Origin of the sequence: Algoriphagus aquimarinus, assembly GCF_007997215.1 — a bacterium.
In the GTDB taxonomy this organism is placed as follows: domain Bacteria; phylum Bacteroidota; class Bacteroidia; order Cytophagales; family Cyclobacteriaceae; genus Algoriphagus; species Algoriphagus aquimarinus_A.
The window spans coordinates 80,018-105,081 of sequence record NZ_VORW01000004.1 but is presented as its reverse complement, the minus strand read 5'-3'; the positions used below and the strand labels follow the sequence as shown (position 1 = coordinate 105,081).

At 39.4% G+C, this 25,064-nt stretch carries 24 protein-coding genes and 1 pseudogene; 18 read left to right on the top strand and 7 right to left on the bottom strand.

Annotation, left to right across the window (positions count from 1 at the left end):
* Nucleotides 1–115 precede the first annotated feature (115 nt).
* The gene (locus ESV85_RS09195; RefSeq protein WP_146916840.1) at nt 116–967 is read left to right on the top strand and encodes a glycosyltransferase family 2 protein; all 852 of its coding nucleotides are present in this window, start codon (nt 116–118) and stop codon (nt 965–967) included.
* Nucleotides 968–973: 6 nt separating this feature from the next.
* Here ESV85_RS09195 and ESV85_RS09190 read toward each other — a convergent pair whose 3' ends face one another.
* Genes ESV85_RS09190 through ESV85_RS09175 form a run of 4 tightly spaced genes read right to left on the bottom strand, consistent with a single transcriptional unit; the run spans nt 974 to nt 6,003 of the window.
* Nucleotides 974–2,185 (bottom strand): glycosyltransferase family 4 protein, encoded by a 1,212-nt coding sequence (locus ESV85_RS09190; RefSeq protein WP_146916838.1) that lies wholly within the window; start codon nt 2,183–2,185, stop codon nt 974–976.
* 4 nt (nt 2,186–2,189) lie between these two features.
* Nucleotides 2,190–3,899: a hypothetical protein gene (locus ESV85_RS09185; RefSeq protein ID WP_146916837.1), complete on the bottom strand. Its 1,710-nt coding sequence runs from the start codon at nt 3,897–3,899 to the stop codon at nt 2,190–2,192.
* Entirely contained in the window at nt 3,896–4,903 is a 1,008-nt protein-coding gene (locus ESV85_RS09180; RefSeq protein ID WP_146916835.1) for a UbiA family prenyltransferase, read from the bottom strand. Before ESV85_RS09180 ends, ESV85_RS09185 begins: the two co-directional genes overlap by 4 nt.
* Nucleotides 4,900–6,003 (bottom strand): hypothetical protein, encoded by a 1,104-nt coding sequence (locus tag ESV85_RS09175; RefSeq protein WP_146916833.1) that lies wholly within the window; start codon nt 6,001–6,003, stop codon nt 4,900–4,902. The genes ESV85_RS09180 and ESV85_RS09175 overlap by 4 nt, the downstream gene beginning before the upstream one ends.
* Before the next feature lie 259 nt (nt 6,004–6,262).
* Between ESV85_RS09175 and ESV85_RS09170 the strand changes: the two genes are divergently transcribed.
* The 5 genes from ESV85_RS09170 to ESV85_RS09155 all read left to right on the top strand — a co-directional run bounded on the left by ESV85_RS09170 (nt 6,263) and on the right by ESV85_RS09155 (nt 10,084).
* A complete protein-coding gene (locus ESV85_RS09170; protein ID WP_146916831.1) occupies nt 6,263–6,961 on the top strand; it encodes an SGNH/GDSL hydrolase family protein in 699 nt (232 codons plus the stop codon).
* 39 nt (nt 6,962–7,000) lie between these two features.
* A complete protein-coding gene (locus ESV85_RS09165) occupies nt 7,001–7,834 on the top strand; it encodes a sialate O-acetylesterase (RefSeq protein WP_146916829.1) in 834 nt (277 codons plus the stop codon).
* A gap of 69 nt (nt 7,835–7,903) precedes the next feature.
* On the top strand, nt 7,904–8,089 hold the full coding sequence (locus ESV85_RS22525) for a hypothetical protein (protein ID WP_223275956.1): 186 nt from the start codon (nt 7,904–7,906) through the stop codon (nt 8,087–8,089).
* A gap of 237 nt (nt 8,090–8,326) precedes the next feature.
* Nucleotides 8,327–8,509 carry a GNAT family protein gene (locus ESV85_RS22520; protein ID WP_223275955.1) on the top strand — a complete coding sequence of 61 codons (183 nt, stop codon included), beginning with the start codon at nt 8,327–8,329 and terminating at the stop codon, nt 8,507–8,509.
* A 327-nt stretch (nt 8,510–8,836) separates the two neighbouring features.
* The gene (locus ESV85_RS09155) at nt 8,837–10,084 is read left to right on the top strand and encodes an ROK family transcriptional regulator (protein WP_146916828.1); all 1,248 of its coding nucleotides are present in this window, start codon (nt 8,837–8,839) and stop codon (nt 10,082–10,084) included.
* Between the two features lie 107 nt (nt 10,085–10,191).
* Here the strand turns inward: ESV85_RS09155 and ESV85_RS09150 are convergent, their stop codons facing one another.
* Nucleotides 10,192–11,262 (bottom strand): mannose-1-phosphate guanylyltransferase, encoded by a 1,071-nt coding sequence (locus ESV85_RS09150; protein WP_146916826.1) that lies wholly within the window; start codon nt 11,260–11,262, stop codon nt 10,192–10,194.
* Between the two features lie 8 nt (nt 11,263–11,270).
* On the bottom strand, nt 11,271–12,239 hold the full coding sequence (locus tag ESV85_RS09145; RefSeq protein ID WP_146916824.1) for an SIS domain-containing protein: 969 nt from the start codon (nt 12,237–12,239) through the stop codon (nt 11,271–11,273).
* Between the two features lie 96 nt (nt 12,240–12,335).
* Here ESV85_RS09145 and recQ point away from each other — a divergent pair, with 96 nt between their 5' ends.
* The 4 genes from recQ (at nt 12,336) to ESV85_RS09125 (ending at nt 17,802) form a co-directional block, all read left to right on the top strand.
* Nucleotides 12,336–14,513, top strand: coding sequence for a DNA helicase RecQ (gene recQ / locus ESV85_RS09140; RefSeq protein ID WP_146916822.1), 2,178 nt, complete (start codon nt 12,336–12,338; stop codon nt 14,511–14,513).
* A 14-nt stretch (nt 14,514–14,527) separates the two neighbouring features.
* Nucleotides 14,528–15,814, top strand: coding sequence for a phosphoribosylamine--glycine ligase (gene purD / locus ESV85_RS09135; RefSeq protein WP_146916820.1), 1,287 nt, complete (start codon nt 14,528–14,530; stop codon nt 15,812–15,814).
* 133 nt (nt 15,815–15,947) lie between these two features.
* Nucleotides 15,948–17,354 carry a stage 0 sporulation family protein gene (locus ESV85_RS09130; RefSeq protein ID WP_146916818.1) on the top strand — a complete coding sequence of 469 codons (1,407 nt, stop codon included), beginning with the start codon at nt 15,948–15,950 and terminating at the stop codon, nt 17,352–17,354.
* Nucleotides 17,347–17,802 carry a gliding motility lipoprotein GldH gene (locus ESV85_RS09125; protein ID WP_191321976.1) on the top strand — a complete coding sequence of 152 codons (456 nt, stop codon included), beginning with the start codon at nt 17,347–17,349 and terminating at the stop codon, nt 17,800–17,802. The genes ESV85_RS09130 and ESV85_RS09125 overlap by 8 nt, the downstream gene beginning before the upstream one ends.
* 167 nt (nt 17,803–17,969) lie before the next feature.
* On the opposite strand, the gene ESV85_RS09120 is transcribed toward ESV85_RS09125, so the two are convergent.
* Complete coding sequence (locus ESV85_RS09120) at nt 17,970–18,422, bottom strand: GNAT family N-acetyltransferase (RefSeq protein ID WP_146916814.1); 453 nt, start codon at nt 18,420–18,422, stop codon at nt 17,970–17,972.
* A gap of 342 nt (nt 18,423–18,764) precedes the next feature.
* Between ESV85_RS09120 and ESV85_RS22270 the strand changes: the two genes are divergently transcribed.
* The 8 genes and pseudogenes from ESV85_RS22270 to ESV85_RS09085 all read left to right on the top strand — a co-directional run bounded on the left by ESV85_RS22270 (nt 18,765) and on the right by ESV85_RS09085 (nt 25,006).
* Nucleotides 18,765–19,088: a YcxB family protein gene (locus ESV85_RS22270; protein ID WP_191321975.1), complete on the top strand. Its 324-nt coding sequence runs from the start codon at nt 18,765–18,767 to the stop codon at nt 19,086–19,088.
* A 1,067-nt stretch (nt 19,089–20,155) separates the two neighbouring features.
* Complete coding sequence (locus ESV85_RS09110) at nt 20,156–20,449, top strand: nucleotidyltransferase family protein (RefSeq protein WP_146916810.1); 294 nt, start codon at nt 20,156–20,158, stop codon at nt 20,447–20,449.
* Nucleotides 20,439–20,807, top strand: a pseudogene (locus tag ESV85_RS09105) (DUF86 domain-containing protein). Before ESV85_RS09110 ends, ESV85_RS09105 begins: the two are co-directional and overlap by 11 nt.
* A 79-nt stretch (nt 20,808–20,886) precedes the next feature.
* On the top strand, nt 20,887–21,489 hold the full coding sequence (locus ESV85_RS09100; RefSeq protein WP_146916808.1) for a hypothetical protein: 603 nt from the start codon (nt 20,887–20,889) through the stop codon (nt 21,487–21,489).
* A gap of 151 nt (nt 21,490–21,640) precedes the next feature.
* On the top strand, nt 21,641–22,945 hold the full coding sequence (locus ESV85_RS09095) for an alpha/beta hydrolase family protein (protein WP_146916807.1): 1,305 nt from the start codon (nt 21,641–21,643) through the stop codon (nt 22,943–22,945).
* Between the two features lie 199 nt (nt 22,946–23,144).
* Nucleotides 23,145–23,600 carry a DUF6934 family protein gene (locus tag ESV85_RS09090; protein ID WP_146916805.1) on the top strand — a complete coding sequence of 152 codons (456 nt, stop codon included), beginning with the start codon at nt 23,145–23,147 and terminating at the stop codon, nt 23,598–23,600.
* 4 nt (nt 23,601–23,604) lie between these two features.
* Nucleotides 23,605–23,763 (top strand): hypothetical protein, encoded by a 159-nt coding sequence (locus ESV85_RS22265; protein ID WP_191321974.1) that lies wholly within the window; start codon nt 23,605–23,607, stop codon nt 23,761–23,763.
* Nucleotides 23,764–23,905: 142 nt separating this feature from the next.
* Complete coding sequence (locus ESV85_RS09085; RefSeq protein WP_146916804.1) at nt 23,906–25,006, top strand: hypothetical protein; 1,101 nt, start codon at nt 23,906–23,908, stop codon at nt 25,004–25,006.
* Nucleotides 25,007–25,064: the final 58 nt, after the last annotated feature.

Genomic DNA, 25,064 nt, shown 5'->3' with positions numbered 1-25,064 from the left:
TTCCCCATTTCGGACAGTTATTTAATGGTTTTTGAAATAAAAAATCTTCTATTCTTCCCTCACCTTAAATTATAGCTTATTTATATTAGTAATATTGAAGTAAGACTTAAAAAGCATGCCAGCAATAGCTGTAATTATCCCCACTTACAATCGTCGTGAAGCCCTCAAGTCTTGTCTTGATTCATTAAAAACTCAAACGCTGAACCCCTCACTTTGGGAAGTGATTGTGGTCAATGATGGAGGCTGTGATCTAGAAGAAATAGGCTTAGGTTATGGAGAGAATTTCAGATTTATTAGGCAGGAGAATGCTGGTCCAGCTAAAGCAAGAAACTTTGGGGTTTCCTTAGCTAAATCTCAAATCATTACCTTTTTGGATGATGATTGCCAAGCCCAACCCACATGGCTGGAAAACATACTCAACTTCAGTAAGGAAGGTGTCCTTTTGGGGGGAAGGGTAATCAATAGCTACACCGAAAACATATACTCTGAAGCCAGTCAGCTCCTCATTGACTTTTTGTACATCTATCAACAAAATACTCCTAACCAATTTTTTACTTCCAATAATTTCTCCTTATACAAGTCAGATTTTGATCGTTTTGGAGGGTTCGATAGCACTTTCTCCACCTCTGCTGGGGAAGACAGAGAGTTTTGCGTTAGGCTGCAGAAAAACGGGATGGATCTAGTCTTCAATCGTCAAATCATAATCGAACATAAGCACTTTCTAGACTTTAGGAGATTTATCAAACTGCACAAAAAATACGGCAAGGCGGCTGTTTTATTCCAAAAATCGGCAAAAGAACAGGACATCAGTATTGACAGAAGACCTAAATTGACTTTCTACAGAAAGCTCTTCTATTATCCCTTCAATCTTGAACATAAACGCTTCTCTACCAAGGTAGCATTGAGCCTTAGTTTAGCTCTTTCTCAATTTTGTGTGGTTTGGGGTTTCCTTGAGGGCAAGAGATAAATTCACTTATTCTTCCCTTGCCATTTTCGAAAAAAACTCCTCTGGATCTTGCCCTGTTTGATGCAAATTCCTTTTCCCAACTACACATTCAAGCAACCCATCGATTTCTTCAAAATCCCTTTTTTCTATAACTCGACCTTTGCATTGTTGACCTAGCTTTTCCCAATTAGAAAAATTGTCTATTGCCTCTTGAAGAGCTTTTTGAATGTTTTCTACCTGATGACCGGAAACCACAAAACCAGAGTTTGACAGCCAGATAGCTGAATCACCAACTTGGGTCACAAGCCCTGTTCTACCGCATGCCATAGCCTCAATCAAACTGAGAGGAGTTCCTTCTGCCAGACTACACAACACTAATAATTGATGGGTTCGCCAAATTTCACTTACATCGGCCACATGTCCCCCAAAAAAGACCTTTCCCTCTAACCCGTAATAACTGACAAGATCCCTAAGATGCTTTTCATCAGGCCCAGTACCATAAAAAGTAAGTTCAAACTGAAGACTACTAAATCTCGGTGAAGAAAGGGCCTGTAAAAACAAATCTTGCCCCTTGATTGATGTCTCCAAACGTGCCACGTATGCCATTTTTGGAATACCAGATTTGGGATAAGACAGGTTGCTTTCTAAACTGACCTTCAACGGGTTTTGTATAATTCTAGCTTTGGGTATATCCATCGCCAGTTGACTGCATGCCATCTTATAATTCTGGTAGGACACAAAGAAAAAACCTTGACAATCCTCAATCAAACGCTTTCTTGACTCTCTGAATTCTTGATCTACAGACATATCCCATTCCCAATTACGCTGAGAAATCAGGTGAAATGGCACTCTGTTGTCTTTACAATAAGTTATCAGGTAGGATTGATGGTGCAAATAGTGATCGAAGGTTTCTCCGCTGGAGATTACGACCACTTCCGGTTTCCAGGCTTTAACAGCTCTCCAATCCATTGAGGTTTTATCCATTCCCAATCGAGACTTAAGTTCTGACAACGCTCTGTAGGCAAATGGCTGCTCGTTATAATAGGAAGGTAAAGGTCTCTGATGAAGAATTGCTCCATGCGCTACTAACTCGGCCAGATTTGGATTTAAATTCTGATGTGCAAAAACAGACACCATCACCTCGTCGCCTTGGGCTAGACCTTTCATGGCAAGCGATTTCCAGAGCTCTTCACTCCCACCCCAAGGCGCCACGTTGATGCTCACTACCAAAATCCGCATTAGCCTATTTCCTTAATTTGTAAACAAAATAATCTCCGTACTGCATTACAATATCCTCTTTTGAGAGCGTATCTAACTTATCCTTTCCCATATCAATAACAAAATCGGCCGTTATCAGTGTGGAAGAGCTCATCCGGCTCAGTTCTTCCTGTTCGGGAATATTCCCATAATCATCCACATCAAACGCCCCCAATGCTACAGGAACCTTGTAATGAACATCCTCATGGTGTAGCCCCATTTCCTTAAAGCGATAACTAATCGCGTAATGATCCTTTCCAGCTAAACTGTACCAATCCGATAAACTGTGATTGGACAATTTGAAAAAGTTAACCATATACACACTGTGTTTAGAAAAAACCACTGTAAAAGCAACCAGAGTTAAAACGCCAAGGGCAATCTTTTGGAAATTCTCCAGAAGTTTTGGCTTGGATTGAAGTAACTCATCTAGGGCTTTCAGAAATATGACTATTCCCAAAATTAAAGGTGCCCAAATAAACCGAAAAGGCTGGTTTGAATTTCCTAAAACAATAAACCAAGGCAAAAACATGAGGAAAATCAAAATCAGACTTTGAGCTAATTCGACTGAAATTTTAACTTTTCGAAACCATATAAACCAGATTAAAGCAAAAAGTAATAAGCCTAGCGGATATATGAAATCATCAAGTAGTGTAGCCATAAATGGAAGATTCTCATTCGCCAAATCAACTTGAACTTGCTCATCGGGGATATCTCCATGTGTTGCTACAAATCTGGATTCGTTACCAGTAAATACTATCGGGGCCAATGGGTTATTAACCTCTAGCTGATTTCGGAGCATCACTGAGCCAGTGAAAAACAATGGAACCAAGGCAAGTAGGGCTACTTTTCTGAATTTCTCCCTTCGCAATAATTCATAACACAGGTAGCAAAGAGGCAAAATTAAGAGCAACCAATTGGAAAACTTTATTCCTAGGGCAATTGAAAAGATCAGAAATACGCCAGTTAATTCCCTTTTGCGATAGTTCTGTATAAAAAGAAAAATGCCTGACATGATAACATAAGTATTCCAAGTGTCGATTTTTCCAGAAGAAAAGACAAAGAAAAGAGTGCCCTTGATTAATAGAACAGCAAGGACCAGCACTTGGGCCATCCTAATGGAAAACAACTGCTTTCCTGAGGTATAAATCAAGTGAAGTAAGGCAATTGACCCTAAGGCATCAAAAAACAATACACCCGGAATTCCGGTAAAACCAAAGGGGATAGTAAAAACATATTCCATCCCAAGTGGCATGAGTGTGTAGTTGGTCAGGTAAGGATTGAATCCGATCCCTTTTGCGAAAATCCAGGCCACGTTAGGCAAGTAGAAGCTCAATCCATCATCGCTAATCGGTGGACCCAAAAGCCGGAATATATAGGGAAGAAAGAGAACAAAAAGCATCCAAATAAAAGGGTCTGACCATTGAATTAGGCCTAGACTTTTTAATATGGAATTTCGCTGAGTCAGAATTGCCAGTGCAAACAGGAATATCCAGGCATACCAGACTAATTCCGGTGGAAAAAGTAGTGAAAACAAAAAAAAGGAAAAGGAAAATATACCAACACCTAGCACGACCTTACCATGCCCATTAATCGAGTGCAGTCTAGTTGTTGAGGCAAGAATAGTTCCTAAAGAAAACAGGCCTAAAAAAGAAAAAGCCGCTGCCAGTACAGAAAGTACCATCTCTATAAAACTCATGCTTCAGGTATTTCCTTCGAATGAAACAGACTCATAACCAATGCTGAATTTCGAATTATGTCATTTGGAAAGATTAAAACAAAAATGGGAATCAGCAGGTAAACCCACGAGTAATAAGCACCAAGCATTCCTAGTAAACCAATAGGAAGTAATACCTGATAATAAGTCGCCATTAAGATATTCCAATTTGGGTGAATTGGATGTAGAAGGATAACGTGTTTAATTCCAAATCTCCAATTCAGGAGTAGAATATACAAATAGTAAACACCGAGCAGAAAAATGAGAAAATACAATTCGAGATAAATCAAGAAGCCTAATAAGGCTGTTACTTCTAAAAGCAGTAAAGGCCATTCAACTCTCTCTATTTTATCTATTGAAAATCGGGCAGCAAAGGTTTTTATCCCAACTGATTTATCAAATTCAAGATCTAAATATTGATGACTAAGAATACCTCTAACACCATATACTAAGCTCCAAAACCCTATGAGCATCAGCGCCACCCAATCAATTGATTGAATCAAAAACTCAGATAATAGGGCAAATATGCCCATCGCTGGAAATACATGCGCTCCAAATGCATCGGCCAACACACCCAATAAACCTCTTGCTTTTAAACGAATAGGCGGAAAAGAATACAAAGTATATACAACCATAGCCGCCAACAAAAATCTCGAACCTATACCGTAGGGCCAAAACAAATAGGTGAAAAACAGAACACCTACAGCTGAGGTAAAAATAAGTAAAAGCTGTTGTACCCTTGAAAACCCCTGAAGCCTATTCTTCTTGCCTACTTTAAAATCATCTTTTAGATCAGTAAAATCATTTATCAAACTGACATAAACGGCTCCTATTGAAATCGACAGGAGTAATAACAATAAAAATCCGATAACTGAATACGAGGCTTCATTTCCATACAGGTAGATAGCCAAAAGTCCTATAGAAACAACTAAGGTGATTTTTGGCTCCCACCAATCAGTCGTCCGAGTAAACTTTGGAGCAATCATGAATTAACAAATTCTGGACTTAAAGACAGCTGATACATCTTGTACTTATGAAGAGCTTCTAAAACAAAGCTTGTGGAAATAGCATCGTCTCCAAATCCTGAGGTCTTAGTGGGTTCTCCATAATATATCACCCACTTATCCCAAGAACCCTCAGGGTTTTGTGAATTTAATAGGTATTGGATAGACTTTTTAGGAATATCCTGGGGATATCCCATGTTGATTAATGCAGAAACTGCCATGGCCGTTTCCAACGCACTCTTAAAAAATTGCCCATTAGACTTGAACTCGGCTGAAATTCTATTTTTTATAATTTCTTTGAGCGGCTCCAATTTGGGAATACCTTTTTGTATGTTTTTACTAAAAAAATAGTAAATCATAATAGCTCTTGAATACCATTTATCACAAGTTTCCTCTCTTCCTTCTTGAATAACTTGGACCATTAAATCTACAACTGACTCAGTATGATCTCCCTCTCCCAAATAAAAAAGAACATTTGAATTGACTACTGCGTCAATATCGCGCTTTTCACATGACATCAATTTCCAAAAATAATATTGACCGATCGGATGCCGGAATTCCTCCCATAAAGACATCCAGTATTTAATGTTGGAATCCCATTGAGGTCGGAGCGTAACCCAAGTGTAAAACAAGCCATTTTTAGAATGATTGGAGTTAAAAAGGTTGTAGTTATCTGGGGCTGGAAACCCCAATTCCCTTAGCACAAAAGAAGCAAGTGATGAATTATCTAAGTCATTTGGAATTAAGGTAGCTAATTGGTGTGCCCCTCTATAATGACGCCACATACCATAGTGGCTTTTGTTCTGAAGCAGAAAACTCGCTACTTGATCTAATATTTTACGGGCACCGGAATTGTCTTTAAGGTGCAGCAGTGAAAGACCAATAAGGCTTGCAGGAAATATTGTATCGTCCTCTTGCGTGACTTTTGATTTTTTTACTCCATCATCAAACTCCAGTAGATCTTCCGCAATGCAATTTACTGTTTGTGCTAAAAGGCAAGGGAATCCTCCATTTGACAACTGTCGATTTTCTATAAAAAGAAGTCCTTTTTCTATCGAAAAATCTAATTCACTTAAACTCATTGTAATAAAAAGTCCTTTTTCAGTTTATATTTCTAATAAACAAGTATAAGGCTTATTTTTCTCTTTTCGCTGGGAGAAGCACTTCATTTCTGTAAGAAGGTAGATATACGTATCTGACTTACTTATTCACTTGAAATGCTTCCAAGAGGTATTTTAGCATGCTAATAGTAAACCAAATCCTGAAATTCAAAAAGGATACTCCTACAAAGGAAGATTGTTAAATTACCTTCCGGAAAAATTTGCTCCAACCCATATCCAAATGAAATTTCTTTATTTTATTTTTCTCAGCATCTTCTTATTTACCTCCCCTTCCAGCCAAAGTAAGTCTGAATATTTAAAGGATTTGAAACTTGAACTTCAAACAAAGTGGCCAGAAAACAGAACCATCAACTTGGTTTTCCATGGTCATTCGGTTCCGGCTGGTTATTTCAAGACTCCTATTGTCAATACGCTAGCATCTTACCCTTACCTTGTATTACAGGAGTTGAAAACCCAATATCCGTATGCAGTGATCAACGTCATCAATACTTCCATCGGTGGTGAAGATTCTAAAAGCGGCGAAAAACGATTCGAATCAGATGTTTTAAGTCACAGGCCTGATGTGTTATTTATCGATTATGCACTAAACGACAGAAGAATCGGACTTGATAGCGCAAAAGTGGCCTGGGAAAGCATGATTCAACTGGCTCTGGCTAAGGACATAAAAATCATTCTGCTCACTCCCTCTCCTGATAAGAAGTTGGATTTAAAAGAAAATGATACTGTTTTAGACGAGCATTCAAATCAAATTCGTCAGTTATCAGAAAAATACGAGATCGGCCTAGTTGATAGCTATAAGCTATTTAAAAAAGAAATTGGCTCCGGAGCTGATCTCGACAACTTCATGTCTCAGGGAAATCATCCAAATGAGAAAGGACATGCATTGATTGCAAACGGGATTTTAGACTACTTCAACTAGCATCGCAATCAATAATTAATTGCATAAAACCAAAGCGACATGAAAATACATCACCTAGCACTCCTCTTAATTGGTTTAATAAGTTTAAGTTGTTCCAGTGGAAAAAGCATTTCTAATCGAGACCTAAACAACTCTGACATCAAAGAAAACTTTCATCTATACCTTCTGATGGGCCAATCAAATATGGCTGGAAGGGGTAAAGTGCAATCCATCGATACACTTACTCATCCTCGAGTATTGATGTTGGACAAAAACCTAAACTGGGAGTTGGCAAGAGATCCAATGCATTTTGACAAGTCGGTAGCAGGAGTTGGTTTAGGTTTGACATTTGGAAAAATCATGGCCAATGGAGATAATAATATTAAAATCGGACTGATCCCAACGGCAGTTGGCGGGAGTTCAATCAATCATTGGTACCAAGACTCACTTTTCCAGCAAACCAATACTTATCCCTACAATGACATGATCAAGCGAGCTAAAGAAGCAATGACTCAGGGCACGTTAAAAGGGATACTTTGGCATCAAGGTGAATCTGACTCAAATACCGAACTTGATATGAAAAGCTACAAGCAAAAATTCGAAGCCATGCTAGATTCCATGAAACAGGATTTGGGAATTGAATCTGTTCCGATCGTCATGGGAGAAATTGGTTACTTTTTCTATCCTAAAGCCACCTATGCCAAACAAATCAATGGAGTAATTGCCGAAATCGCAGCTTCTCAACAGTGCATTGGCCTAGTAACTTCAGAAAACTTGAATCACAAAGGTGATAGCACTCATTTCGACTCGGACTCTTACCATGCACTAGGAATAAGATATGCTGCCAAAATGCAGGAAATTCAATCGGAGTGCTCAGCAATTTTGATCAAATAAGATCAAAGTCTAACTAGCTCATCACTTAAACTCACTGTAACTTTTTCCTCCAAACAATACCCTAACAAAATGGATAAATGGCTGAAAGAATTAACGCTTGAAGGCAACTCGGTAAGATTAGAACCCATGTCTCTAGATCACACCAATGACTTAACTCAGGCCGTAAAAGATGGCAACCTATGGGAGCTTTGGTACACTTCTGCCCCAAACCCTGAGAATGTAGGAGCTTATATATCAAAAGCTCTCCAAGAGTAATATTCAGATCTCTCACTACCCTTTGTGATACGAAACAAAACGACAAGCAAGGTTATTGGAACTACGCGCTATATGAATGCGGTAGCCGCAAATAGACACTGAGAAATCGGCACTACTTGGTATTCCAAATCATATCAACGGACTGGTGCAAACACGGAGTGCAAGTATCTATTATTGAAATATGCCTTTGAGAACTTGAATTGCATTGCTGTGGAATTCAGAACCAACTGGCACAATATGCAATCCCGCACTGCAATTTTAGGCCTGGGAGCGAAACAAGATGGGGTATTGAGAAATCACATAATCGACAGTACTGGTTGCCTGAGAGACACAGTGGTCTTCTCTATTTTAAATTCTGAATGGCAGATGGTGAAAAAATCTTTGGATTTCAAAATGAGCAGAAAGTACAGCAATAGCTAGGCTATTTAAAAGTCAAAGCCCTCAAATAATAGTTGAAACTTCTTCAATAATTACATTTCTCTAGGGTACCTCTTCTTTGCCCAGATCGGCATCAATGTCTGTTAAATTCATATTGTTTTCAGTAATACATTTCTCAAAAATACTTATTTCATTCTGAAAATAAATCCTTCCACAATCTTCTTGACTTTAAATTATTTTATGAAAACAAGACCAAAACACTCAATTATTCCTAGATACACCAACAAATACACTCCGGTTATCTTATTTTTTTGGAAAAGTATTTTTTGAAGATTAAAAATTACCGTAATTCAAGTTTAACTTGAACCTATGCATCTAATAAACCCTCAACAGGTAATCGACAAAATGGACGGAGTGGTAGAAATCAAAAGCTACCTCAACAAAATTAAGATTATTAAAAACCTTTACACCAAAGGAGCCAATACCGCCAGTGAAATCTGTGCTGAAGTTGGAATATCCTTACCAACCGTCAATTCGCTGCTGGGGGATTTGATGATAAGTGGAGAAGTCATCAAACAGGGACGCGCCGAATCCCAAGGAGGCAGAAAGCCTGATTTATACAGACTTGCACCCGATGCTTTCTACGTGTTGTCTGTGGATCTTTCCAAGTTCAACATGAATCTCGCGCTCTATTCCTGCAATCAAACCATTGTAACGGAAAAAGAAAGCCATAAAATCAGTTTAGATAACGAGAAGGAGACCTTTGACCATATCTGTGAGCTGATCGAAGCTTATCTCATCAAGACCGGAATTCCTGAGGAAAAAGTAATAGCCATAGGGTTTTCCATGCCGGGTTTAACGGATTCTATTGGGGGAGTAAATTATACTTACCTGAGATTTGGCAAAAACACCCTTCTTGAAAATCTGGAAACAAGATTTTCTAAAAAAATATTCCTAGAGAACGATGCCAGGGCAATGACTCTGGCTGAGTTTAAATTCGCTACTGATCATCATTACAAGAATGTACTTGGCCTCTTCATCGGATGGGGAATAGGCCTAGGCATCATCATAGACGGCAAACTATATCAAGGCGGCTCCGGTTTCGCCGGTGAGTTTAGCCACTCTCCTATTTTCGAATCTAGAGATGTCTCCTGTATTTGTGGTAAAAAAGGATGTTTGGAGGCTGTAGCTTCTGGTACCGCTATCGTCAAAATGGCGGAGGCAGCTATCAAGCTCGATAAAGACAGCATACTAGCCCGAATGGCAAGAGACCAAGAAGGAAGTATCGAACCAAGCCTAGTCGTAGAAGCGGCATTGTCCGGTGATCAGCGAGCGATTACGATTCTCTCGGAAGCAGGCTTGGATTTAGGACGTGGGATTTCCATGCTTATCCAGGTGCTAAACCCAGAGTTGATCATCATCGGTGGGTCTGTAGCCGAAGCCAATCAATATTTGATCACCCCGATCCAACAGGCATTGAATATCTACAGCATGGCCAAATCACGCGAAAAATCACAACTCGTACTGTATCAATTAGGTGAAGATGTAGGCCTTTTGGGTGGTGTGGCCGTAGTAAACGAACAACTATTCGAAGATGTAATCAATCGACTGGGGTAAATCTCAGCTTTACTATTAACCAAGCGAATGAAAAATCATATCCTGCTTCTGGAGAAGCAGGATAGCTCATCTGCGCAAAACCACCCTAAACCTGTTACTAAAAAAAATCAGATAAAGTCCTCGCCCTTCTTTTTGGCATTGGATACGAACTCGCGGAATTTCTTCTCTGCATCGAGCTTACAAATAAGCAGCACATTATCGGTCTCATTTACCAGATAATTATCGAGGCCCTGTACGACCACTAACTTGCCACTATCCACTTTAATGTAGCTGTTTTCAGTATCATATAGAATCGCATTTGCATCTACCACATTGTTGTTTTCATCCTTTTCTCTCAGATCATACAAACTATTCCAGGATCCCAAATCCGACCACCCAAAATCACCAAGAATTACATAAACATGATTTGACTTTTCCATGACTCCATAGTCTATGGATATATTTTTCAATTGAGTATAGGCGCGTGATACAAATTCAGCCTCTTTATCAGTGCCGTAGATATCCCTTCCTTCCTCAAAAACTTCTGCCATATCCGGCATATGCTTTTCAAAAGCATGGATAAGACTCTTGGCTTGCCAAACAAACATCCCTGAATTCCAGACAAAATCCCCGCTTTCCATAAAAGTCTTAGCAAGTTTTGAGTTCGGCTTTTCAGTGAAGGTCTTTACCCGAAATGCATGTGCCCCTGGCTTCTCTATGTATTGAATATAGCCATAGCCCGTTTCTGGCCTGTTCGGCTGAATCCCCAGAGTAATTAATTTCCCCTCCTGAGCTTCTTCAACAGCCTTATTTAATATACGAGTAAATTTCCTCTCCTGCAGAATCAGATGATCTGCCGGAGTGACGATTATAGTGGCTTTTGGGTCTAATGAATGAATTCTGTACGTAGCATAAGCGATGCAAGTCGCCGTATTTTTCCGCATGGGTTCGGTAAGGATCTGATGATCCTTCAATTCCGGTAATTGCTCTTTGACTAGCGGAAGGTATTTTCTGTAAGTAATGACGACAAACTGCTCAGGTTCGGCAATATCTGCAAAACGATCAAACGTCATTTGCAAGAGCGTACGACCTGTTCCTAGAATATCCAAAAATTGTTTTGGCCTCTTTCTTCGACTATAGGGCCAAAATCTGGAGCCAATTCCTCCGGCCATTATTAGAATATAGGGTTTATCGTGCATGTCAAAAATTAAACAATTCCTTCTTTCATCAATTCATGAATATGGACAAAACCTGCGATTTTATCCCCATTCATTGCCACGAGTTGAGTGATATTATGATTTTTCATCATATTCAGTGCACGAATGGCGTATTCTTGGGTTGAAATAGATTTAGGATTTACAGTCATGATGTCAGCGGCCTTGAGCAAATGAATGTCGAGTGATTTTTGTAGCATTCTTCGCAAATCTCCATCAGTGATAATTCCTTTTAAATTTCCCTCCACATCCACTACCGACGTCGCTCCAAGCCTTTTACCGGATATTTCAAGAATTACCTCAGCCAATCCCGCATTTTCAGAAACAATTGGGATTTCATTTCCTCCCAACACATCTCCTACTCTAAGATACAACTGCTTGCCCAAAGAACCACCAGGATGGTATTTAGCAAAATCCTCAGAGGTAAAGCCTCTGGCTTCGAGTAAGCAAACTGCCAAAGCATCTCCCAGAGCCATATGGGCAGTGGTACTGGTCGTTGGAGCCAAATTATGCGGACATGCTTCTTCCCCTATACTTGCATTCAACACATAATCAGCCTGCTCAGCAAGGTAACTTTTAGTGTTACTCACCAAGGCCACGAGCTTGGAACCAAGTTTTTTGAGCAAGGGAACCAGAACTTTAATCTCTGGTGTGTTGCCACTTTTGGAAATGCAGATGATAATATCATTTTCCAGTATCATCCCCAGATCACCGTGTAAAGCGTCTGCAGCATGCATAAAAAGTGCTGGAGTACCAGTAGAATTAAGCGTGGCAACAATCTTATTGGCTATAAGTGCACTTTTCCCAACACCTGTAATTACCACCCTGCCATTGGAAGTCAAAATATGCTCAACACAGGCTTCAAAATCACTATCTAAAAAATCAACAAGATTTAACACTGCCTGCGCCTCGTTTTGCAATACTCTCGTGGCTGTATTTCTAATATTTTTAGCTAAATTCAATTTTACCTGCGTTTATAACTAGTTTTGGACCTGGGTATAAATGTAATAAATCATTCCTGTTTACAGGCTTTAGTTACCCTTTTAGCCCCCTAACAAGTGGAAGAAAAAGTAAAAGCAGATCTTAAAAAAATCTTTGGATTCAGTCAGTTCCGAGGAAACCAGGAGTTGATCGTGGATAACTTGCTTAACAAACGAAATACATTCGTCATAATGCCTACGGGCGCTGGCAAATCTTTATGCTATCAATTACCCGCCGTAATCAAGGATGGGACAGCTATAGTCATTTCTCCTTTGATAGCTTTGATGAAAAATCAGGTGGATCAGTTGCAGGCTTTGGGAATAAATGCTCATTTCCTCAATTCTACTCTGAATAAATCTGAAGCAGCACGCGTCAAAAGTGAAGTTCGTAGTAAAAAGACGAAACTACTATATGTCGCCCCGGAGTCTTTGACCAAGGAGGAAAACGTAGAGTTTCTCAAATCTGTAGAACTCAGTTTTGTAGCCATTGATGAAGCACATTGTATATCAGAGTGGGGCCACGATTTCCGTCCGGAGTACAGGAGAATCAAATCAATAATTGCTCAGATAGCACCTGATTTACCGATAATAGCACTGACAGCCACTGCTACACCAAAAGTACAGCAGGATATACAGCGCAATCTTCAGATGGAAGAGGCAGATTTATTCAAGTCTTCTTTCAACAGGACCAATCTTTTCTATGAGATTCGTCCCAAAGTAAAGAATGATTCGAAGAAGGATTTGATCAAATTCATCAAGGGGCACAAAGGGAAATCTGGAATCATCTATTGCCTCAGCCGTAAAAAAGTAGAGGAAATCGCACAGCTGCTAATTGTAAATCAAATCAACGCAGCTCCTTATCATGCCGGCCTGGATTCCTCTGTTAGAATCAAGACTCAAGATGATTTCCTCAATGAAGAATTAGATGTAATCGTAGCAACAATTGCATTTGGGATGGGAATTGATAAGCCTGATGTGCGCTATGTGATTCATTACGACGTTCCAAAATCTTTGGAAGGATATTATCAGGAAACTGGTCGTGCTGGCCGTGATGGACTAGAAGGGCATTGCCTCATGTTTTACAGATATGAAGACATCGTAAAGCTTGATAAATTCAACAAGGACAAACCAGTTACCGAACGGGAAAATGCTAGAATCCTCTTGCAGGAAATGGCAGCGTTTGCAGAAACAGGTGTTTGCCGAAGAAAATTCATCTTGAATTACTTCGGAGAGACTATGAATGATGACTGTGGCTTTTGCGACAATTGTAAGCGGGCCCGAGAGACTTTCGAAGGAATGGACATGGTCAGCATTGTTTTAGAAGCAGCCCAGCAAACCAACGAGAGATTTGGTCTTGAGCATCTAGTCAAGGTGATCATAGGCGAATCAACTGATTACGTGGTGAGTTATTCGCATGACAAACTTCCAGTCTACGGAAAGGGAAAAGAAAGCACAGAGAAAACCTGGATAGGAGTAATCCGTCAGGTGATGATTCTCAATATGCTGGAAAAAGACATCGAAAGTTACGGTGTGCTGAAAATCACTCCTAAAGGCAAGGATTTTCTTGAATCACCTTTTGAAATCAATCTCTATAATGATCATGATTTCGCAGCAGAAGTACAGACAGGGCAGGCTGAACTAGATATCAGTGCAGGCATCGCATATGATGAAAAGCTATTCGAACTGTTAAAAGCAGAACGAAAAAAAGTCGCGCGCTCCAAAGGTCTTCCTCCTTACGTCATCTTTCAGGATCCTTCTTTAGAAGAAATGGCTACAGTATATCCAACCACACGTGAGGAGCTAGCTCAGATCATAGGAGTTGGTATGGGAAAAGTCGTTAAATTCGGGTCTTCATTCTTGAAATTGATCGCGAATTACGTAGAGGAAAACGAGATCGAAACCGCTTCAGATGTCGTAGTCAAATCATCAGGAACGAGATCTAAAGTAAAAATTTCAATAATCCAGCAAATCGACCGCAAGATTGGTCTGGATGAGGTCGCCGAGAACCTCAACATGAGTTTAAGTGATCTTCTTCACGAGATAGAGCAGATCATTTATAGCGGAACTAAACTAAATATAGATTACTACATAGAGAGTATCATGGATGAAGATCGGGAGGATATGCTCCACGATTATTTCATGAACGCTACGAGTGATCAGATTAAAGCAGCCTTAGAAGAATTGGAGGATGAAGATTTTGCAGAAGACGAATTGCGAGTCTACCGAATCAAATTCATCTCTGAGCATGCTAATTAACTTGAACTGAGTCAATGAATATACTCTTATTAGGAAGTGGAGGCAGAGAACATGCTTTCGCTTGGAAGATCGTACAAAGTATCAATTGTACCCAATTATATGTAGCCCCAGGCAATGCCGGCACAGAAAACATAGCTACCAATGTCAACATCAGCATCACTGATTTTGATGCAATCCGAGATTTTATCACATCAAAAAATATAGGTCTAGTAGTCGTAGGCCCTGAAGAGCCTTTGGTCAAAGGTATAGTTGATTACCTATTGACTCAACCAGAAACTGCCGAAATCCCAGTGGTAGGACCGTCTCAACTCGGAGCTACACTAGAAGGAAGCAAGGACTTTTCTAAGCGCTTTATGCAAAGGAACAATGTCCCGACTGCAGCCTATGAGACCTTCACTGCCGCACAACTGGAAGCAGGTTTAGCCTATTTGGACAAACAAAATCTTCCTATAGTATTGAAAGCAGATGGACTTGCCGCCGGAAAAGGCGTGCTGATCTGCTTGACGCTGGAGGAGGCAAAAACTTCCTTGAAGGAAATGCTTTTGGATAAAAAATTTGGCGAAGCATCTTCCAAGGTGGTGATTGAAGAATTTCTTACGGGAATTGAGCTTTCTGTATTTGTGGCTACTGATGGGAAAAACTATAAGATTTTGCCGGAGGCGAAAGACTATAAACGCATCGGGGAAGGCGATACTGGATTGAATACCGGAGGAATGGGAGCTGTAAGCCCTGTGATTTTCGCAGATGCAGCATTTATGTCCAAAGTGGAAGAAAAGGTAGTGAAGCCTACCGTAGAAGGCCTAGCTAAAGAAAATATACCATACAAGGGATTCCTGTTCATTGGCCTGATGAATAACGATGGAGAACCACAAGTGATTGAGTACAATGTACGCATGGGTGATCCGGAAACAGAGGCAGTATTACCTAGAATTGAAAGTGATTTCTTGGCCTTGCTTCATGGAATCGGCACGGGGACTCTGGATTCTTACGAATTGAAAATCTCTCCTGATTTTACCACTACAGTAGTAATGGTAAGTGGTGGTTATCCTGGTTCTTACGAAAAAGGAAAGGTCATTTCCCTCCCAGAATCTGCCGTAGGTGCAGAGATTTTTCATGCTGGCACTGGCAGAAATGACAAAGGTGAATTAGTCAACCAAGGTGGTCGGGTAATAGCCGTGACCGGTAGAGGTGAATCCTTACAAGAAGCGCTGAGTAACGCATTCACAACTGTAAAAGGAATCACTTGGGACCAGGCTTATTACCGCAAGGATATCGGAATGGATATTCTGAACTTAATGTAATTAAACCCAAAACTAACCAGGGCTTTGCCCCTGTCTATATATTATGTCTGGATGTAGCACATGCTCAACCTCCTCAGGAGGAACCGGAGGCTGCCAAAGTAACGGCAGTTGCGGGACGAGTGATTGTAATAAAATGAATGTCTTCGATTGGCTATCTCACATGGGAATTCCCGAGGTAGACAACTTTGATATTGTCGAAATAAAATTCAAAGGAGGAAGAAAAGAGTACTACAGAAATGTAGATTTTCTTGCCTTAAATACTGGTGATCCAGTAGTCGTGGACGTCCCAAACGGGCATCACATCGGCTATGTATCACTTCAAGGCGAACTTGTTCGTCTGCAAATGCAAAAAAGAAAAATCAGGGATGACGATGAAATCCTGAGAATATACCGTGTCGCCAATCAAAAAGACATGGAAAAATGGGGTGAAGCTCAAAACAGAGAGATCCCTACACTCTATAGATGTCGCCAGATTGTAGATGAATTTGGGCTTAAAATGAAAATGTCTGACATCGAATATCAGGCTGATAATTCCAAAGCTACCTTCTATTACTCTGCAGATGATCGGGTTGATTTCCGTGAGTTAATCAAAGCACTGGCGGGAGAATTCAGAATTCGCGTAGAAATGCGCCAAATCAGTCTTCGTCAGGAAGCTGGCAGGCTTGGAGGAATCGGAGTTTGTGGTAGAGAACTTTGCTGCTCTACCTGGCTTGTTGATTTCAAAAATGTAAGTACTTCTGCTGCCAGATATCAGAATCTTTCCCTGAATCCAGGGAAACTGAGTGGTCAGTGTGGAAGGCTTAAATGCTGTCTAAACTACGAGTTGGACACCTACATGGATGCGATCAAAGATATCCCTGCCGTGGAGCGTCCGCTTCAAACTGAATCTGGCCCAGCCAAACTTCAGAAGACGGACATCTTCCGCAAGCTGATGTGGTTCAGCTACAATAACGACAACGACTGGCATAGCATCACTTGCGAGCGCGTGAAAGAGATTCAGGCACTGAATGAGAAAGGCATTAAGGTCTTTACGCTTACCTACAACGAAGCTTCTGAGATCGAAGATTTAGCAGCTAAGTCAACTCGGGAATTGGAGCTTTTGGATAAGAAGTTTGCTAACTCAAGTCCAAAGCGTAAGAAAAAGCCTCGTCCACAAAACAGGACTGCTGGAGACAATCGTAATCAACAGAATCCAAACAAACCGGCTCCAAAACCAGCTCAACCTGAGGCGAAACAGAACGCTCCTCAAAACCAGAGACCTGCGGGAGAGCAGCCGAAAAAGCGTAGAAATAACAAGAACAGAAATAAGCCTAGAAATCCTGATGCAAATGCAGGACAGGCTCCAGCAGCACCTCAACCGCAGCAGGCTAAAGAACCGAACGCAGCTCCAAAAAGGCAAAATGTGCAAAAGCCAAAACCTACTGAAGGCAACACAGGGAATGCTAATGCAGGAGACGCTGCTCCAAAACCACAGGGAAAGAAGAAATTTCCACCAAGAAAAAACCAAGGGCCTAATCCAAATAAACCTGGGAATGAATAAGGTAAATTACTGCCTACTTGTATTACTAATCCTCGTAAGTGGGGCCTGCACAGACGGGCGCATTTATGAGGATTTTAAAAGCTTACCGAATCAAAACTGGGGCGTCTCGGACAGCCTTATTTTTGATCTTCAGGAAGTGGAATTGATCAATACTCCGGATCTGGTGGCAGTGAAGTTTAACGAGGATTATTCCTTTTCCAACTGTTACATTAGAATCATCAGCAAGGATTCGGTAGGTGTGATTTTAGATAATACGCTGGTGAATCTGATTTTATTCGACCCGAAGTCCGGCGAGCCACTGGGAGAGGGATTTGGTAATTCGTACACACGCTACGACACACTTCCTTTCCTATTTGATCAGAGTACCAAAAGTGTCACGCTCTTACAGTATATGCGACAGGATCAATTATCAGGGGTAGAAGCAGTGGGGATCAAGATTTTGAAGTAAATCACTGATTTGGGTTAGGACAGTGATTTATTTCCCGCAGATATACGCTGAAAAAACACGCAGATTCTCTCAGATTTTAATTTCGATCATCCAACACAATTCACAAATCTTTAAGAAGATCCGCGTAAATCCGCGTAAGTTATCTGCGCCAATCTGCGGGAAACAACTCATTTCAACTCTTTTCGAAAACATACGCTATTCTCAATCCCTATGTATTGCGCATAATTCGGGATGATGGAATAGCCTTTGTTTTTATATAGAGCTACAGCCTCTACCTGCCTTTTGCCAGTTTCGAGCACACAATTTTTATAGCCTAGTTCGGCAGCCCACTCTTCCAACTCAGTCAATACACGGGAAGCCAAACCGTTCCCTCTCGCTTCCGGCTTTGTAAACATGCGCTTCACTTCCATAGTATCCGCATCAAATTCCTTGATCGCGCCACAGGCTACAGGAACTCCATTTTCAGAGCAAACCACCACGTTATTTAACTTTACAATCGTATTGAATTGATTGTAAAAGTCATGCTCTCGTCCGTCCTTCTCTGCTAGATAGGCATCCAGCAGCTTTACCAGGGCTATAAAATCAGGATTGGAAGAATCTGTGCGGTTGAGTGTGATCATGGGTTGAAGATAAAAAATCTAAGATGTAGAAAGTGTGAAACAGGTTTAGTTGACTATTTTCGTAAAGTGGACTTAAATCCTAAATTCGATAATATTCGTTTTTAAAACCATATGAAGCTAAAATTTGAAATTCAAAAAGATGATTTATTCAGCTTTTACAAATTCAGTGAATGGTATTCACCGGAAAAAGAGGATTTCAGGTTTAAACAAAGACTTAATTTTGGATTCATTTTATTCTTTCTTCCCTTCACTTTATTTATCTTCTCTGATCAGAACTTCAATCTTCTTTTTTTTATCGGTTTACCCTTTTTTGGTTTTGGTTTTTTCATAGCCAAACCGCTAATGACCTTAAAACTTAAGAGTACATTCGAAAAATTTCTAAAAAACAGTAAGAATCAAGGATTGACTGGAGAAAAAACACTAGAGTTTAGTGCAGACCATATTCAATGGTTTGACCTAAACTCGGAAGGAAAATTTAGTATCAATGAGATTGATAAGTTTCTAGATGATCGGTATAATTACTACATCTACTTATGTAATTTATCAGCTTTAATTATTCCAAAAAGAATTTTTACAACTGAATACAAAGTACAGGAATTTGAAGATTGGTTAAATGACACTAGATCTAAAAGTAGTTCAATCAAACCATTTCGATATTTTGAATAAGTTTGAAACCGTATCACTTCTCAAGAAAAAGGAATAAACAAGAACTAATATAAATTGCTGAGACAAAATAAATAGGTACAGGTATTATGAAATCGATGTTACTATTACTTTTTTTATTTGTTACCAGCTTTTTTGTAAAAGCTCAAGGCGAAACAGAGGACTTCAAAATCATAAGTCACCTACTTTACGAACTCGAGCAAAAAAAATGGTTTCCTAAAGACATCTACCCTCGGCTACCTCCTCCACCCGCATCGAGAGAGACTTTTATTGATTCAAGAAACGACCTGACTCCCAAAGAGGCCGACTCTCTGTACACAAAGAAAAAAAATGATTTTAATCAACATCTAAAATTAATTTCAGAAAGAAAAGTTGATAGTTCTTTCATTTTTATTGCAACCGAGAACTACTTATATGGATTAAAATGTAGAGCATGTGGCATCAATCCTGATACATTGCTTAATAATCCAGAGTACTCAAAATATAAACAGCTAGTAAAGCAATCAGTCAAAAGAAATAGAGCCAATCTCCCAATCCCATTCGAAAAAATGAAATACTATGGGAGATATCAACTGAAATCGTTAGATGAATTCCCTCCAGAGGACGAAATGTATAACGGGAGTTTAAACTTCTTAAGTGGTGGAAAAATTAGTTTGTCAAGATTTTACCAAAAGGATGATTTAGGATTGATTTACTTCTCAATTAGCTCTTGCGAGATGGATTGCTCATCTGGACACCTTGTTCTTTTTGAACGAAAAAACGGGAAATGGGAAATCTTCGATATTTTGCTCCAATGGATAACCTAAAAGATGCGTCTCTCAGTAATAAAACCCCTTTTCTGAGCTCAGTCTCTGTCCCAAAAACCTGAATCAGTATCCCCAAAAAAAAGACTTTGAGACACCTTCATCTATATGGAGAAACAAGAATTACTTTATATTGAAGAGAGATGGAAAATGAGGACAATTGAGGATCCTAAATATTTCTAGCCTCGGTCTGTGTCTCACAGACCGAAATCAAACGTCATAAAATCAGAATGCCAATAAAAACTAGAGTTATCCTATCTTTAACTTATGAATCTCGATCAAAAGAAAATAGCAGTAATTAAGGAGTATTTTAGAACTCGTCCAGTTCTAAAAGCATACTTATTTGGTTCTTTTGCCAGAGGCCAGGCAGACAGCACGAGTGATATAGATATTCTAGTTGACCTGGATTATTCTCAACACATCGGGTTAGGATTTGTACAAATGCAGCTAGAATTAGAAAAGCTATTAAACACCAAGATTGATTTAGTTTCTTCCAATGGCCTGTCGAAGTATATCAAACCAATTGTAGACGATGAAAAGCAGTTAATCTATGCGAGGTAAGTTGGGTGATAAAATCCGTTTGCAACATATTGCGGATGCTATTTCAGAAATTGATCAGTATCTAGATAACGTGAATTTCGATGCGTTTACAGAAAATTCAATGATGCGATTCGCTTGCATCAAGCAACTAGAAATTATTGGAGAAGCTAGCAATCACATTTCTAAGGAAATGAAGAATAGATTTTCTGAGATAGAATAGCAGCAAATCGTAGGAATGAGGAATGTTTTCATTCACGAATATTTCGGAGTTGATATCAACCTAGTCTGGGATATTATTATGAATGACTTGCCTTATTTGAAACAAAAAATCACAACTGTACTTCTATTAATTGATGGTGAAGGGAGTGATCTAAGCTGATTTTAGCTCCCCAAACCTCGGACGGTGTCTTAAAGACCAAAATCAAAACCCTTTAAATAGACACAAATAAGATACAATAATGGCACTTACGGACAGATTTTTAAAAGCAAAACATTGGCAATTATTCCTACTGACATTTGGGGCACCCTTGATCTTCCAATTTATTTTTATGGGGAAAATGATTTCGAGCATTGGAACTGGGACTGCGCCAGACCCATCGACCCTGTTTATTTTCTTTAAGGTCTATCCCCTGCTGATGATACCAATCGGTTTGGTATTTTTTGGTTGGTTTTGGTCTGTAGCTATCGGACTACAAAGTAAAATCCCTGAAAATGTAAAAATGAAAGTAAAGAAGTTCAAATTATTATTTTTTATTCTTTTAGTTTATTTGCTTATCATAAACGTGCTTCTTTGGGTTTTGACCAACGGATTAATGACCGGTACGATTGAGCCGAATAATGATCAAGCAGGATTTGCATTTGCCATTATTGTTCCTCTACACTTATTTTCAATATTCTGTATTTTTTACTCTTTATACTTTGTCGCAAAGACTTTTAAAACAGTTGAACTGCAAAGAGAAGTCAGTTTTGCCGATTTTGCTGGAGAGTTTTTTATGATTTGGTTTTATCCAATTGGGATATGGATGGTGCAGCCAAAGATTAATAAAATGATAGAAAAATAACGCTAATACCTAAGACAGGTATAAAGAATAGCCAGCCCTAGTCTGTGTCTTCACATACCGGAAAACCACATAAAATGGTCTGTGTGGACACAGACCACGGTAAATCTAAGGAATTCTTATCTTGAAGCATAAACCTAAACTAAGACCCCAAATGATTAAAAACCGACTTCTAGTATCGATTCTATCATCTTTCCTTTTCATAAGTACTTTATCCATCACCTTAGGACAGTCAACAGCCTATAATCAATTTGTTTATGGAGACTTACTGCCTGATGCTCCCGAACTGGCTGCAAGAGGGGATTATTCTGTAGGTGTACAGACCCTAGATTTAATTCATAAAAACCAGCTCGACATTCTTAATTACGGTAAAGGTGCAGACTCACTTTACAATAGACCTCTGAAAGTAGAAATCTGGTATCCTACAGAAGCTGCATCCAATGAATTGATTTCTTACGATGAAGTAATGGGACAAAATGGTTCGCCTACCAGACCTCTTATTCCTTTCACTTTTCTCGGTAGAGCAACAAGAAATGCAAAACCTGCCTCCGCAGATGGTTCTTTTCCATTGGTGATCGTTTCCCACGGATATACAGGTTCAAGGTATTTAATGACTTATTTGACAGAGAATCTTGCTTCCAAAGGCTATGTAGTAGTGGCAATAGATCACACCGAAGCAACTTTCAGAGACGCTGCTGGTTTTCAAAGCACTCTTTTGAACAGGTCTCTTGATGACCTTTATATACTTAATGAAATGGCAAGATTGGGACAGGATGAAAACTCCTTTCTGAAAGGCTTGGTGAATGCTGATAACACTGCATTGATCGGTTATTCGATGGGTGGCTATGGGGCAGTTAATGTAGCTGGAGCAGGATATAGTCCTCAGGCAGCTCAACTATTTGGAGGCATGACAGGTGGAAGTAAAGCCTTATCGAGACGAACTATGGGAAACCCTGAGTTTGAGGCTTCCATAGATCCAAGAATCAAGGTCATCGTAGCTTTTGCTCCATGGGGCATGCAACGTGGAGTTTGGAATGAGGAAGGTCTAGCTGGTATCAAAATCCCTTCTCTATTCGTAGCAGGAAGTTTGGATGATATCTCTGGATATGAAAATGGTACCAAAGCGATTTATGAAGGCGCTGTCAACTCAGACAGATACCTGCTTACCTACATCAATGCTAGGCACAATGTAGCGCCAAACCCGGCGCCAGCAGAAGCTCTTGAGAGAAACTTGAGTATCGATGAATACTTAAGATATGGTGATTCTGTGTGGGATATGCGTAGAATGAATAACATCAACCAGCACTTTGTCACTGCATTTCTGGGCGTTCACTTGAAAGGCAAAGAAGACTTTAAATCCTATTTAGAAGTTGATGAAAATGCAGAAAAGAAAGAGTGGCCTGGATTTAAGCCTAGAACTTCTGTAGGCCTAGAGCTAGATCATAAATCGGCAAATTGATATAATTATTTGTTATAGGAAACTCCGATTTCTACTTGTCTTTAGTAGACTGGTCACGTAAATTGGGTTAGCTATCTGATTTTTGCTAAGTGATAATTTGTGAGTAATCATCGCTATTCATATGACTCTATATCCACAATATTTAGGTTTCTATCATCCTTGATATGTCAGAGGAAAATAATATCTTGACAGAGGAGAAATGAATAAGCCTAAATATTTATACAAATCAGAAGAGTCTTTTAAGGTGTTCGAATTCACCAGTGAAGGATCAAAGGGGGAAATTCGAAAACTAGTGCAATTCTCTGAAACGGGCACTGAGAATGTCTATAATTTAGCTTTTGGAGATTTTGATGAAAATACACAAGAAATAAATGACTTCTCGGTTACAAATAATGGTGATAGCCAAAAAGTACTGACTACGGTAGCTTCAACAGTATATGCATTTATAGATAAACACCCAGAAGCAATGATCTTTGCAACAGGAAGTACTAATGCTAGAACAAGACTTTACAGAATCGGAATAACTAATAATCTTACCGAAATAAGCAAAGATTTTGTTGTATTTGGGTTAATGAAAAACGGAAACCATTGGGAACACTTCACTGTTGGAGTAGAATATGAAGCATTTCTTATTTCCAAAAAAGAAAACATCTAAAGCCATGAAAACTATTGATAAGTTGAACAACTCAAAAATCCCTGTAATCACTTTTAATAAAAAGTTAGAACAATTCAGAGAAGTGGTTTTATTCCCGGAGAAACTGGAAAAAGCCAATGAAATACTTTCAAAAGTTGGAATCCCAGAAAACCTGAAGAGATAAGTTTCAAGCCTTTTTATTTTTTCAACTTTTCCACGGCACCTGTCTTCACCATCGGAAATAAAACCACTTAAATTGGTCTGTGAGAACACAGACCACGGTAATAGAAGCTGTATAGCCAGCAATTCAATTCTATATATTTCCCATGAAAAACCTATCCCTATTTTTTCTAATCCTAATCATCATCTCATGTTCTTCGAACAAAGAAGAATCAACTGAATTCCGTCTAAGAAAATCAGCCACTCCTATTCAGCTATCCAAATACTTTAGCTCCATCTCATCCAATCTTCTCCAAAGTGACGAGCCTATTGGTTCGATTGATAAGTTAGTGACTACAGATTCTCATATTTTGATTTCTGATTTCAACTTAATGAAATCCCTGCGCGTGTTTGACCAGACAGGTGTTCAACTAGCTTATCGGGATGACATTGGAGAAGGCCCGATGGGTTTGAGTCAAATCAACGATTTTACCGTATTCAAAGACACGGTTTACGTGCTTGATGGTTATCGAAGAAAAATTTTACGCTTCTCATTAGAGTTAGAGACTCTTGATGAAATTGATGTTCCAATTCCTTGCAATAACTTTTTGATTAACCATACAGGTATTTTTTTATTGAGGCAGGGAGAAGATGCTGAAGAAGGAAGGCTTGTCCATTACTCACATCAAATGGATTATATAAACACCCTTATTCCATCAGAAGAACTAAGCACTCAACTAGTTTTTTCAGGCACCAACTTTTTCATCCCCATCAATGACTCATCCTTTGTTTTCTACAACCCATTTTATCCATATATCTGGATATACAGAAACCATAGCATGGAAAAATTAGAATTGAATTTTAACAGCCAATTTATTGATGTAAAAGAATTGGCGAATATGGAGCCATTGGAAAAACTTCGTTTCGCTAATACCTTTGAGAACTTTTACAATCTATCAAATGGCGTAAAGCTTTCTGACACAGAGTTCTTATTTTCTATTAGGTTCAAGAAAAAGAATGGGTATTTAAGAGTTGATCTCAACACCATGGAAATGACCTACATGGACCAAATCAAGAATAAACTTATGATTACGCCCTCCACCATCACTTTTTCAGGTAACTTAGGTAACCAGGCTTGGTACTGGAGCGAGCAAGAAGACATTGAAAAATTCTACTATCTCAACAATAGCAAAATCCCATCTACTGAAAGAATGCAGCTGAGCTCAGACAAAGAATCAAAATTTGTTTTTCAGCTTAGGTATCGATAAGCTGGATCTCTTCCTCTAAACAAATTAGCCAGTTTAATCAAGTTCTTGAGAACATAGG